At 72.3% G+C, this 12,535-nt stretch carries 13 protein-coding genes; 7 read left to right on the top strand and 6 right to left on the bottom strand.

The window, feature by feature from the left end; genetic code table 11:
• Positions 1-2 precede the first annotated feature (2 nt).
• Positions 3-1,082, bottom strand: a complete 1,080-nt coding sequence (locus tag DEJ01_RS01440; protein WP_111092014.1) for a histidinol-phosphate transaminase — start codon at positions 1,080-1,082, stop codon at positions 3-5.
• 60 nt (positions 1,083-1,142) lie between these two features.
• On the opposite strand from DEJ01_RS01440, the gene DEJ01_RS01445 reads away from it, so the two are divergent.
• From DEJ01_RS01445 to DEJ01_RS01465, 5 genes are all read left to right on the top strand, one after another.
• The gene (locus DEJ01_RS01445) at positions 1,143-1,541 is read left to right on the top strand and encodes a phage holin family protein (RefSeq protein ID WP_111092015.1); all 399 of its coding nucleotides are present in this window, start codon (positions 1,143-1,145) and stop codon (positions 1,539-1,541) included.
• Between the two features lie 47 nt (positions 1,542-1,588).
• On the top strand, positions 1,589-2,101 hold the full coding sequence (locus tag DEJ01_RS01450; protein WP_017886476.1) for a low molecular weight protein-tyrosine-phosphatase: 513 nt from the start codon (positions 1,589-1,591) through the stop codon (positions 2,099-2,101).
• On the top strand, positions 2,098-3,483 hold the full coding sequence (gene purB, locus DEJ01_RS01455; RefSeq protein ID WP_111053913.1) for an adenylosuccinate lyase: 1,386 nt from the start codon (positions 2,098-2,100) through the stop codon (positions 3,481-3,483). The genes DEJ01_RS01450 and purB overlap by 4 nt, the downstream gene beginning before the upstream one ends.
• A gap of 166 nt (positions 3,484-3,649) precedes the next feature.
• Positions 3,650-4,864: a hypothetical protein gene (locus DEJ01_RS01460; RefSeq protein ID WP_181438329.1), complete on the top strand. Its 1,215-nt coding sequence runs from the start codon at positions 3,650-3,652 to the stop codon at positions 4,862-4,864.
• Between the two features lie 2 nt (positions 4,865-4,866).
• Positions 4,867-5,673 (top strand): L,D-transpeptidase family protein, encoded by an 807-nt coding sequence (locus DEJ01_RS01465; protein WP_258373867.1) that lies wholly within the window; start codon positions 4,867-4,869, stop codon positions 5,671-5,673.
• 82 nt (positions 5,674-5,755) lie between these two features.
• On the opposite strand, the gene DEJ01_RS01470 is transcribed toward DEJ01_RS01465, so the two are convergent.
• Complete coding sequence (locus tag DEJ01_RS01470) at positions 5,756-6,670, bottom strand: LysR family transcriptional regulator (RefSeq protein ID WP_111092017.1); 915 nt, start codon at positions 6,668-6,670, stop codon at positions 5,756-5,758.
• 72 nt (positions 6,671-6,742) lie between these two features.
• Between DEJ01_RS01470 and DEJ01_RS01475 the strand changes: the two genes are divergently transcribed.
• Entirely contained in the window at positions 6,743-7,765 is a 1,023-nt protein-coding gene (locus tag DEJ01_RS01475) for an EamA family transporter (RefSeq protein WP_258375616.1), read from the top strand.
• Here the strand turns inward: DEJ01_RS01475 and DEJ01_RS01480 are convergent.
• Positions 7,734-8,711: an epimerase gene (locus tag DEJ01_RS01480; RefSeq protein WP_111092018.1), complete on the bottom strand. Its 978-nt coding sequence runs from the start codon at positions 8,709-8,711 to the stop codon at positions 7,734-7,736. The two genes, DEJ01_RS01475 and DEJ01_RS01480, sit on opposite strands and share 32 nt — an antisense overlap.
• A gap of 1 nt (position 8,712) precedes the next feature.
• On the bottom strand, positions 8,713-9,381 hold the full coding sequence (locus tag DEJ01_RS01485) for a DUF4166 domain-containing protein (RefSeq protein ID WP_111092019.1): 669 nt from the start codon (positions 9,379-9,381) through the stop codon (positions 8,713-8,715).
• Positions 9,382-9,428: 47 nt separating this feature from the next.
• On the opposite strand from DEJ01_RS01485, the gene DEJ01_RS01490 reads away from it, so the two are divergent.
• On the top strand, positions 9,429-10,343 hold the full coding sequence (locus DEJ01_RS01490; protein WP_111046242.1) for a cation diffusion facilitator family transporter: 915 nt from the start codon (positions 9,429-9,431) through the stop codon (positions 10,341-10,343).
• Positions 10,344-10,451: 108 nt separating this feature from the next.
• Here DEJ01_RS01490 and DEJ01_RS01495 read toward each other — a convergent pair whose 3' ends face one another.
• Entirely contained in the window at positions 10,452-11,057 is a 606-nt protein-coding gene (locus tag DEJ01_RS01495; protein WP_111092020.1) for a hypothetical protein, read from the bottom strand.
• 120 nt (positions 11,058-11,177) lie between these two features.
• Complete coding sequence (locus DEJ01_RS01500; protein WP_111092021.1) at positions 11,178-12,467, bottom strand: MFS transporter; 1,290 nt, start codon at positions 12,465-12,467, stop codon at positions 11,178-11,180.
• Positions 12,468-12,535: the final 68 nt, after the last annotated feature.

Here is a 12,535-nt window from a genome sequence, read left to right on the forward strand (position 1 = left end):
CACTAGTCGGCCACCTGGAGGTCCCCCACAAGTGAGCGGGCTGTTTGGAGGAGCGTTTCCACAGCTTCGTGCTCGCCGATCGAGATGCGGATGCCCTCTGGCGGGAAGGCTCGGACGATGATGCCGGCATCCTCGAACGCGGCCGCCGCGGTCGCCGTCCGCTCGCCCGTCGGCAGCCAGAGGAAGTTGCCCTGGGCGTCCGGGACGTCCCAGCCCTGGGCCCGGAGCTCGACGACGATCCGGTCGCGCAGGGTGGCGATCTCGGTCACGCGTCCGAGCAGTTCGGCCTCGCGTTCCAGGCTGGCGAGCGCCGCCGCCTGGCCCTGGGCGGTCACGGACAGCGGGATGGCGCAGGCCCGGACGGCGTCGAGCACGTAGTCCGGACCGAGCGCGTAGCCCACCCGGAGCCCGGCGAGCCCGTACGCCTTCGAGAAGGTACGGAGGACCACGAGGTTGGGGTGCGCGGCGAGCAGCGGGTGACCGTGCACGGCGGCCTCGTCGGTCACGAACTCGGCGTATGCCTCGTCGAGCACGACCAGCACCGGCTGCGGCACCGCGGCCATGAACGCGTCGAACTCCGCGGCGGTCACGATCGGCCCCGTCGGGTTGTTCGGCGAGCAGACGAGCACCATGCGGGTGCGCTCGGTGACGGCCGCGGCCATCGCGTCGAGGTCGTGCCCGCCGTCGGCGCGGTTCGGCACCTGCACGCTGGTGGCGCCGGCGACCGTGACGACGCCCGGGTACGCCTCGAACGAGCGCCACGCGTAGACGATCTCGTCGCCGGGGCCCGAGGTCGCGCGGGCGAGTTCGTGCAGGATCGCGACACTGCCCGGGGCGACGTGCACCTGCTCGGCGGTCAGCCCGAAGCGGTTGGCCAGCACGGCGCGCAGGGCGAGGGCGGTGGCGTCGGGGTAGCGGTTGTACGAGGTCTGGGCCTGCACGGCCTCGACGACCCCGGGGAGCGGCGGGAACGGGTTCTCGTTGCTCGACAGCTTGAAGGCGGAGTCGGACGCCTGTCGCCCCTGCTTGTACGCGGGGAGGACGGCCACCTCGGGCCGGATGTGCACACGCTGCTCGCTCACGGGTCCAGGCTACCGGCAGGCCCACGGCACCCACGAGGGGAACGAGGGCATCATGGGCGCATGCGATTCCTCGTCCGCCTCGTCGTCAACGCCCTCGCGCTCTGGCTCACCACGCTCATCGTCAGCGGCGTCTCCGTGACGCCGTTCGGCGACGGCGGGACCACTGCGACCGTCCTCACCTTCCTGCTCGTGGCGTTCGTGTTCGGTCTCGTGAACGCGGTGATCGGAACGCTCATCCGGATCGTGGCGTTCCCGCTCTACATCCTCACGCTCGGGCTCATCTCGTTCGTCGTGAACGCGATCCTGCTGCTCATCGTCGCGGGCATCTCGGAGGCGTTCGGCTTCGGGCTCGAGGTCGACTCCTTCGGCTGGGGCATCGTCGGTGCCTTCGTGCTCGCGGTCTTCGCCTGGCTGATCGGGCTCTTCGCCCGCCCGGTGCTCGACCGCCAGCGGGCGTGACCCCGGCGGACCTCGCGGAGGACCCCGCCCTGCGTCATGATGTGCTCATGACCCAGGACGTCGACGCCCCGTTCCGCGTCTCGTTCGTCTGCAGCGGCAACATCTGCCGCTCCCCCATGGCCGGTGTCGTGTTCGCGCAGATCGCCGCGGACGCCGGCCTCGCCGACCGGTTCCAGGTGGAGTCGGCCGGCACCGGTGACTGGCACGTCGGCGAACCCGCCGACGAGCGCACGATCGCAGCGCTGGCGGCGCGCGGATACGATGGCAGCAGGCATCGCGCCCGTCAGTTCGACCCGGACCGGTTCCCGGACCTCGACCTGGTGGTCGCACTCGACCGCTCCCACGAGCGCATCCTGCGTTCGTGGGCCCCGACCATGGACGACTCCGCCAAGGTGACGCTCCTGTTGCGGTACGACGCCGCCTGGCCCCAGCAGGCCGACGTGCCGGACCCGTACTACGCGGACCGGCACGAGTTCGACCGAGTGCTCTCGACCGTCGAACGGGCCTGCCGGGCGCTCTTCCACCAGCTCGAGCCGGCAGTCCGTCAGGGAGCCCCATGACCCCCCTTCCCCCGCAGCCGATCAGCCCGCTCGACGGGCGCTACTACCCGATCGTGCACACGGTGGGCGAGCACCTCTCCGAGGCCGGCCTCAACCGCGCGCGCATCGTGGTCGAGGTCGAGTGGCTCATCTTCCTGACCGACCACGCGATGTTCACCACCTCGCCGCTCAGCGTCGACGACAAGGCAGCACTGCGCCGGATCGTCGAGACCTTCGGCCAGGACCAGATCGCGGAGCTCGCCGACATCGAGGCGACGACCCGTCACGACGTCAAGGCCGTCGAGTACTTCGTGCGCCGCCGACTGTCCGAGCTCGGGCTCGACGCGATCGCCGAGCTCACCCACTTCGCCGCCACGAGCGAGGACGTCAACAACCTGTCCTACGCACTCACCGTGCGGGACACCGTCGACCAGGTCTGGCTGCCCGGCTTCCGTGCCGTGCTCGAGAAGCTCCGGACGCTCGCCGTCGAGCTGAAGAGCGTGCCGATGCTCTCGCACACCCACGGTCAGCCGGCCACCCCGACGACGCTCGGCAAGGAGCTCGCGGTCGTCGTCTACCGGCTCGAGCGCGTGCTCGCCCAGATCGAGGGCGGCGAGTACCTCGGCAAGTTCTCCGGCGCGACCGGCACCTTCTCGGCACACCTCGCCGCCGACCCCGAGGCCGACTGGCCCGCGCTGTCCCGCGAGTTCGTCGAGGGCCTCGGCCTGACGTGGAACCCGCTCACCACGCAGATCGAGTCGCACGACTGGCAGGCCGAGCTCTACGACCGGGTGCGTCACGCCAACCGGATCCTGCACAACCTGGCCACCGACGTGTGGACCTACATCTCGATGGGGTACTTCACGCAGATCCCCGTGGCGGGTGCCACCGGGTCGTCGACGATGCCCCACAAGATCAACCCGATCAAGTTCGAGAACGCCGAGGCGAACCTCGAGATCTCGTCGGCGCTCTTCTCGACGCTGTCCGAGACCCTCGTGACGAGCCGACTGCAGCGGGACCTGACCGACTCCACCACCCAGCGGAACATCGGCGTCGCGTTCGGGCACTCGCTGCTCGCGCTCGACAACCTGCGCCGCGGTCTGGGCGAGATCGCCGTGAACGAGGCCAAGCTCGCCGACGACCTCGACCACAACTGGGAGGTCCTCGCCGAGGCCATCCAGACGGTCATCCGTGCCGAGGTCACCGCCGGGCAGTCGAACATCGAGGACCCCTACGCGATGCTCAAGGAGCTCACGCGGGGCAAGCGGGTGAGCCAGCAGGACCTCATCGTGTTCGTGAACCGTCTGGACATCTCCGACGGCGCGAAGGCCCGGCTGACCAACCTGACGCCGGCGACCTACACGGGCCTGGCGGACGAGCTGGTCGACCACCTCGACGTCTGAGCACGACGGACCGGCGGCCGGACGGTCGTCGGTCCGTCATCGGATCCGCGTCCGGGGGGTGCGGAATCCTGAGCGGTTCGATAGGTTCGTATCGCTGAGTACATCTCAGCACGGGGGGCGTCGCAGTGGATGCACCCTGTCCACTGACCGGATGGATCTCCACACCGTGCTTCGTTCTCGCATCACCGCGGCCGCCGTCGGCGCCACCGTGCTCGGCGTCTCCGCCGCCCTCGTCCCGACGGTCTCGACCGCCCTGGTGACGAGCACCGCTGCTTCGGCCATCGTCACCTGGACCGACTCGGCCGACGACTTCACCGCCGCGCCGACCGGCACGTTCCCGCTGACCGACCAGTGGTACTGGGCGTCCGTGACCGACCTGGACGGTGGCGGTTCGATCACCGACCACGCCACGCTGGACGAGGACGGCCTGTCCGTCTCCGAGGGCGAGGCCGTCGGCCTGGTCCGAGGCCTGAACAAGCCCGTCCCCCCGAGCAGCGTCCCCGCCCTCGCCGCCGGCATCAGCATGACGACCACCGGCGCGACGAGCTTCGGTCTCGCGGTCCAGGAGGGCGGCGACACCAGCGCGCAGACCGTGGTCTTCGCCACGGACGCGCCCGAGACCGGTGACGGCGTCGGCATCTCCGACGGCACCAGCAACTGGATCGACCCCGCGACCGGCGAGGTCGAGTCGACGACGGAGCTCACGGCCGACCTCGAGGCCGCCGACGCGCAGGTCGTCGGGTACGTCGTCTACGTCGGCATCGACGTCGCCGCCGACACCACGGCCCCGCCGACGCCCGAGCCGACCGAGACGCCCGCTCCGACCGACGAGCCCACCCCGGCACCGACCGTCGACGGCACCCCGGCACCGACCGCGCTGCCCAGCAGCGAGCTGAAGAGCCTCGCCGCCCCGCTCGAGGCGAACGGTCAGTCGCTCGCCGCCGACGCCAGCGGTTCGATCTCCGCGCTCCGCATCGACGACACCACGACGTACTTCACGCCGCAGCCCACCGCGGCCGCCGAGCTCCTCACCCCGACGGCCACGCTGACCGAGGCCACCACCACCGGTGTCCGCATCCAGGGCTCGGGCTTCGCTCCGAACGAGCTCGTCGGCGCCGGAGTCGGCACCGGCGCCCAGGGCACCGACATCCCCGGGGTCGCGTTCCGCGCCGACGCCGACGGCAACGTCTCCGGCACCATCGTCCTGCCCGCCGACTTCGTGAACACCGCCGGCGCGTACAGCGTCGGTCTCGTCGGCGCCTCGTCGGCGCAGGCCGCGCAGGCCGCGCTCACCGTCACGGCCGACCCGGCCGCTGCCGGTGACCCGGGCACGGCGCCGGTCGCCGTCCCGGTGCCCGGAACGGCGAACTTCACGGGCTGATCTTGCCGATCCTCCCGACCGAGCCACGGCGGCGTGCGACTGTGATCGCCGCCGCCGTGGCGGTCGTCTGTGCGGGGGCCGTCGCGTTCGTCGCGCTCGGTCCCCTGTCAGCCGCGCCCGCCCCGACACCGACCCGGTCCGTCGCGGCGCCGACGCCCACCCCGACGACGACACCGGAGCCGACCCGGTCGGCAGCACCCGTCGACGCGCTCGACGCCCCGGCCAGCACCACGGTCGCTGCCGTGACCGGCGCGTCCGTCCCGGTCAGCGCGAGCGCGGGCGGCACGGCGACACAGACCCTCGAGAACCCGCAGGCGTCCGGTGCCCCGCTCGTCTTCCGGGTCGTCGACCAGCAGGACGGCTGGGCGGAGGTGCAGCTCGCACAGCGCCCGAACGGCAGCACCGGTTGGGTGCCGACCAGCGCCGTCACCCTGACCGAGGACCCGTACGCGATCGTCGTCACCCGCTCGACGAAGACGCTCGACCTGTACAAGGACGGCAAGGTCGTCGACAGCTACCCCGTCGCCACCGGCACCGGCGGTACACCGTCGCCGACCGGCCGGTTCGCGCTGACCGAGCTGCTCGCACCGACCAACGAGGGCTACGGCCCGTACGCGTACGGCACGACGGCGTTCTCGGACGTGCTCAACTCGTTCGGTGGTGGCCCTGGCCAGATCGGGCTGCACGGCACGGAGGACACGTCGAGCATCGGCACCGCCGCCTCGCACGGCTGCATCCGCATGCACAACGCCGACATCACGGCGCTGGCGGAGCGCCTGCCGCTCGGCACGCCGTTCCAGGTGCGCTGACGTTCCAGGTGCGCTGACGTTCCAGGTGCGCTGACAGGCGGCCTGGAGGCACGGCGTGCGCCCGGCAGTGGGCGCCACCGTCTCAGGTGGTGACGTCCAGGGCGACGGCGACCAGCGCCTCCAGGACGGTGCGCACCACGGGACGGACGGCACGGTCGGGGCGGACCAGTGCCTCGATGCGGCGTCCGGCACGGACGTCGGCGAGTTCCGCCAGGTGGAAGCGCCCGGCGGCCCGCGTGCCCGACGTGTACCGCGGGACGAGTGCGATGCCGTGGCCGCCCGCCACCAGGTTCTCGATGACCGGCAGGTGGATCGTCCGGAACGCGACACTCGGCGGGGTGTCCGTCGCCGCAGCCATCGCGTGCAGCACCCGGTCGATCGGGTAGCCCTCCGGCACGCCGATCCAGCGTTCCCCGACGACCTCGTCGATGCCCACGCGTGCGCGGCCAGCCAGGGCGTGCCCGGGCGGCAGGGCCACGTCGAGGGGTTCGCGGAGCAGCGGCACGGTGTCGACCGATCCCTGGTCCGCCGGGCGGACGCCGTCCGACCGGTGCCCGACGACCACGTCGTGGTCGCCCGCGAGCGGTGCGAACTCCCCCTCGCTGACGTCCACGTCGACCAGGGTCAGCGCGATGCCCGGGTGCGCCTGCATCCGGGTGAGCACGCCGGGCAGCAGCAGTTCCGCCGCCGACGGGAAGATCGCCAGCGACACCGGTCCGGTCGTGCCGCCGAGGTGCTCCTGCCAGGCGGCGTCCACCCGCGCGATGGCGGTCGCGACCCCGGACGCCAGGCCCGCGAGCACTTCGCCGTGCGGGGTCAGCCGGACTCCGCGCCCGACGCGTTCGACCAGCGGGACGCCGACCTGCCGCTGCAGCGTCTGCAGCTGCTGGGAGACGGCGCTCGGTGTGCGGTGAGTGGCCTCCGCGACGGCTGTGACGCTGCCACGCTCGGCGAGCTCCCGCAGGACCGCCAGCAGCTGCACGTCGAAGTCGACCATGCAGGGACCCTACATCGTGGTTCACGAAGGTTTCGATGGACCTACAACGTCGCTCCCGGGACGATGAGGAGCATGACCACCCGAGACCGCCTCCTCGCCGTCGTCGTCGCCGTGGTCTGGGGACTGAACTTCCCCGCGACGGCGCTCGCGCTCGAGCACTTCCCACCGTTCCTGCTCGCAGCGCTGCGGTTCACGATCCTGGCGGTCCCGACGCTGCTGTTCGTGCCGCGGCCGCGGATCCCGTTCGGGCGGCTGCTGCTCGTCGGTCTCGGGCTCGGCGTGCTGCAGTTCTCGTTCCTGTACCTCAGCATGGCGTCCGGCATGCCGTCGGGGCTGGCCTCGCTCGTGCTGCAGGCCTCCGCGCCGTTCACGGTGGTGCTGGCCGGGGTGTTCCTGCGCGAGCGGCTGACCGGCCGGCAGGTCGTCGGGGTCACCGTCGCCGTGGCCGCCCTCGCCGCGATCGCCCTGCACCGTTCCCAGACCGCCGCGCTGCTGCCCGTCGTGCTCGCGCTGTGCGGTGCGCTCGGGTGGGCGATCGGCAACGTCGCGACCCGGCGGGCGGGGGCCGCGAACCCGCTGCACCTGACCCTGTGGTGGTCCGTCGTGCCGCCGGTCCCGATGGTCGTGCTGTCGCTCGTGGTCGAGGGCCCGGACCGCATCGGCACCGCACTCGGTTCGGCGTTCACGGCGGCCGCGCTGCCCGCCGACCTCGGCCTGCTCTACATCGTGGTCGTCGCCACCCTGGTGGGCTACGGCATCTGGTCACGGCTGCTGGCGGCCTACCCGTCGAGCACGGTCGCGCCGTTCTCGATGCTCGTGCCCGTGGTCGGGGTGCTCGCGTCGTGGGTGGCCTTCGGCGAGGTGCCCGACCTGGTCGAGGTGCTCGCCGGCGCGGTCGTCGTGGCCGCCGTGCTGTGGTCGTCGCGACCGGCGCGCGACCGCGGGCCACGACCGGCCCCCGTCGACGAGGGCGCACGACGTGCCGCTGCCGTGTCGCCGAGGTCGCACGACGTGCCGCCCGGACCGCTCGCGAGCGGCAGTCCGCGCGACCTCGACCCGGCGCTCAGCCCCGGTGCTGGCGACGCTCCGCGATGATCCCGGCGAGCGCCCCGCGCAGGTGCGGGTACCGGAACTCGTAGCCCGCCTGGGTCAACCGGGTCGGCACCACCCACCGGCTCTTCAGCACGAGTTCGGTCTCGGTGCGGATCGCGAACGACCCGAGCTCGAGCATCCACCGCCAGGTCGGCACGCCGAACCGGCGCCCGACGGCGTCGCGGAGGGTCGCCATCACGGTGCGGTTGTCGGACGGGTTCGGGCTCGAGATGTTCACCGGCCCCTCGATCTCCGGGTGGTCGCGGAGGAACCGGATCGACCCGAGGACGTCGGCGATGTGTACCCAGCTGAAGCGCTGCCGACCGTGCGTGGGCCGGTGGTGGTGGTACGTGCCGGCGCGGAGCCGGGAGCGCGTCGGCACCCACGGCCCGTCGTACTGCGGCCCGCCGAGGCCGGCCTGCGCGAGCCGGAGGAGCGGCAGCAGGGCGCTGCCGTCGCCGAACACGATCGCCATCCGGAGCGCCACGCGACGGGTGCCGGGCAGGTCGGCGCCGAAGAAGGCGTCCTCCCACGCGCGGGCGACGGAGACCGAGAACCCCTCGCCGATCTCCCCCGTCGCTTCGTCCTGTGGTCGGTCGTCGGCGTGCCGGTAGATCGTCGCGGTCGAGGCGTTCATCCACAGCGGTGTCGGGTGCTCGGACGTGCGGATGGCCTCGGCGAGCTCGAGCGTGGTGTCCACCCGCGAGCGCATGATCTCCGCGCGGTTGCGTCGGCCGTAGCGGCAGTTGACGCTCTTGCCCGCCATGTTCACGACCATGGCGGCGCCGTCGACGAGTTCCCGGATGCGCATGGTGTTGCCCCACACGGCGTCGCCGGTCCGGCCGATGGTGACGACCTGGTACCCCTCTTCCGTGAAGGCGTCCCGCAGGTACCGCCCCACGAAGCCGCTCGCTCCCGCGATCACGACGCGGCCCTTCTGGTCGCTCATCTCATCCCCGTTCTGTGTCCGGCGCGATCTCGTACCGGAACGCCCCCTCGTATCGGTACAGCGTGCCGAGCACCGGCGCCGTGAGCACCAGGGACACGCGCTGCAGGTCGGCTTCGTCATCGAATCGTTCCATCAGGGTCACACGCGGGCTCAGGGCGGCCGGGAGGCGCAGATCGCGTCCCAGCGCACGGAACGTCACGCGCGTGGAGACCAGGCGCAGGGCGCCCGCGTCCGGGCCGTCAGCGTCGACCTGCGCCCGGAGCCGGGCGCTGACGCGCCCGTGGCGACCCAGGTGGTCGACCAGGCCGTCGGGTTCGGCGGTGATGGCGTCCACCATCGTGCGGGCGCCCGAGCGGAACCGGAAGGTGCGGTGCGCGCGGACGGCGGGGCGGGCCTCCAGGCCGGTGCCGGGTCCACGACGGACGCGAGCCGGCCGGTTCTCGACCGTGAACGGGACGTCCCGCTCCCAGACCGGGAACATGACGGAGTCGTGGGCGAACACCGAGAGCACCGGCCAGAGCCACCGACGTGGGGTGCCGACGACGTCGAAGACGCCCTCGCCGCGGCCGACGTGCCCGGGCCGGATCTCGCCGAAGTACGTGCGGAGCCGCGGGTGCAGCCGGGCCAGCACGTCCGGCGGTGTGGACAGCTCGTAGGGCGACCGGCTCACGGTTCGATCCTGGCATGTCGTCAGTGCGGATCCCTACGATGTCGCACATGGGACACGACCACGGGCACGGCGTCGGGCACGCCTCGGAGCGCGCCCTGCTCATCGCGTTCTGCATCTCGGCGGGCATCCTGCTCGCCGAGGTCGTGGGCGCCGTGGTCACGGGTTCGCTCGCGCTGCTCGTCGATGCCGGGCACATGGTCGTCGACACCGGCGGACTCGGCATCGGGCTCGTCGCGACGCGGCTCGCCCGCCGGTCCCCGACCGCGCAGCGCACCTGGGGCTTCCAGCGGGCCGAGGTCCTCGGGGCCACCGCACAGGCCGCGATCCTGCTCGCCGTCGGGGTCTACGTGATCATCTCGGCGGTCCAACGGCTGTTCGTGCCGGAGGAGATCCACTCCGGGCCGCTGCTCGTCTTCGGCATCGTCGGACTCGTCGGCAACCTGGTGGCCTACGCGGTGCTGCTGCGGGCCTCGGGCGAGGGGTTCACCTCGCGCGCCGCCCGGCTCGAGGTCCTCAACGACACCCTCGGCTCGGTCGCCGTCATCATCGCCGCGATCGTGCTCATGCTGACCGGGTGGGAGCGGGCGGACTCCGTCGCCGCGATCCTGATCGGCCTGCTCATCCTGCCGCGGGCGATCCGGCTGCTGCGCGAGACCGCGAACGTGCTGCTCGAGTCGACGCCGCCGGGGCTCGACCTCGACGACGTGCGTGGTCACATCCTCGAACTCGACCACGTCATCGCGGTGCACGACCTGCACGCCACGCTCGTGGCGACCGGGGTGCCGAACCTGACCGCGCACGTGGTCGTCGACGACCACTGCTTCTCGACGGCGCACGCCCCGGCGATCCTCGACGAGCTGCAGCGCTGCGTGGCGGAGCACTTCGACGTGCCGGTGGAGCACTCGACGTTCCAGTTGGAGCCGGTGTCGCACCGGCGGCACGAGTACGAGGTGCACGCGTAGGGTCCGCGCTCGGGTGTGCGCGTCGGTCGGGGTCGCTTCGGCTTCGCGACGATCCACCAGGTGATCGACGCGTGGTCTGTCGCAGAACGGGTGTCCGCGGGTGCCGCGTCAGCAGTCGTCGGTGCGCGTGGGGTAGGCCGTGATCACCCGGTCGGTGGTGGCCGAGACGATCACCTTCACCCAGGGCTCGTCGTCGGGGCGTGAACCGTCGTCGAACCGGACGGGTGCGGCGTAGCAGACCTTGCCGTCGCCGGCGTCGAGCGGGAACCCGGGGCGCGGGTCCTCGAGCGCCGTCTGCACCGCGGTGAGCATGGCGTCGTCCCAGTCGCGCGAGCCGTGCCCGGTGACGACGTCCTGCCAGTCGGCGGTGTGCCGCACCCGGATGTGCTCGTAGCCCTGGGCAGCGGTGCCGCACTGGAGGGTGACGCGGCCCAGGGCCTCGGTCTCGTACTGCGCGACGGCCGCCTGGGTCGTGGTGTCGCACCGGCCGAGCGCGGTGCTGCCGGGCATGTCCGGCCCGGTGCGGGTGATGGTGACGGTGCCGTCACCGGCGGCCGTCGGCGCTTCGCTCGGCGTCCGTGAGGCCGAGCCGGCACCGATGGTCGGGTCGTCCGCGCCCTGCCGTGCCGTCAGGAACAACCCGCCGGCGAGGAGACCGGCGGCCACCACGGCCGCGACGCCGGTGATCACGGGACGGTTGCGGTTCCGGGGCACGCGCCCAGTATGCCGGGAGTTCGACCGCACGACGGAACCAGGCTCCGGACACGGCACCGCGCGATCGCGTGGTGCGGTGTCCGGAACCTGGTTCCGGGCGGACGGGAGGCCCGCCACGCGTCAGGCGCGCGCGGCCAGCCGGGTGCCGGCGACGACGGCCAGGACGGCGACGAGCACCACGTACCCGATCAGGACGGGGAGCGTCGGGATCACCAGCAGCGCCGCCCCGACGGCCACGACCGGCACGGTGAGCCCGGCGTACGCGATGAGGAACGTGGCGGCGAGCACGCCGCCCCGGCGCTCCGGGCCGACCAGTGCTGCGGCGCTGCCGATCGCGGCGCGGAACAGCAGGCCGACGCCGGCTCCCGCGACGACCCCGCCGCCGATGAACCCGGCGACCTGCAGCAGGACCGCGGCGACGGCGAGGACGACCAGTCCGACGACCAGGAGCACCATGCCGAGCCGGATCTGCGCACGCTGCGACAGTCGGGCGAAGACGATCTGCGACAGCGCACTCGCGGCGAAGACCCCGAAGGTCGTGGCACCGGCGGCCAGGCGGTCGGTGACGTGGAACGTGGTGCCGAGGAAACTCGGCGCGACCGAGGTGAAGAGGCCCTGCACGGCGAGCGCGGCGAACGCTGCTGCGCCGGCTGCCCAGAACGCCGCACCCTGCCCCTCCGGCGCCTGCATGCGCTGCGGGCGGTAGGCCACGGGCTGCTCGGGACGGTCGACCGTCTCCGGTGCGGCCAGCACGAGCACGAATGCGACGGCCAGCGCGATCACGAACACGACGTAGGGGACAATGAGCGGCTGCCCGACGAACTCGGCGAGCGCTCCGCCGACCAGGGCGCCGAGCGACAGCCCCCCGAGGTTCACGGCTCCGGCGGCGACGCTCGCGCCCTTCGCGGAGTCGCTCGACCCGGTGGCACGGACCCGGAGCTCACCGAGGTGTGCCGTCGCGGTCGCCGTCAGCGTCCCGACGCCGAGGCCGGTCACGAGCCGGGCGACGATGAGGCCGGTGACGTCGTTCCAGAGCAGGAACAGCACGGCGGCGACGAGTTCGAGGGCGATCGACACCAGGATGAGCGGGCGCCGCCCGTGCACGTCGCTGAGGTGTCCCGCCAGGTACAGCGACCCGACGACCCCGACCCCGTACGCCGCGAAGATCACCGTCGTGGTGAAGGTCGGGAAGCCGTCGCGGGCCTGGTAGATGACGTAGAGGGGTGCGGGGACGGTCGCGAAGGCCATCACCGCGAGGAACGCGAAGGCGACGACCCAGAAGCCGAAACCGTGGCGCCGACGGGTGTGGACACGGCGTCCGCGCGGGGCGACGACACGGTCGCTCGCGGATGCGGGAGCGGCGGTGGTGGCGGGGACGGTGCCCGTCGGGGTGTCGGTGACGGTTGACATGCTCCGATGATCGCGCTCGCGGTGCATCGAGTCCAACGGATGCGCTTGATGTGCACGATCGATCTGCT

It is taken from the genome of Curtobacterium sp. MCLR17_040, assembly GCF_003234735.1.
GTDB classification, from domain to species: Bacteria; Actinomycetota; Actinomycetes; order Actinomycetales; family Microbacteriaceae; genus Curtobacterium; species Curtobacterium flaccumfaciens.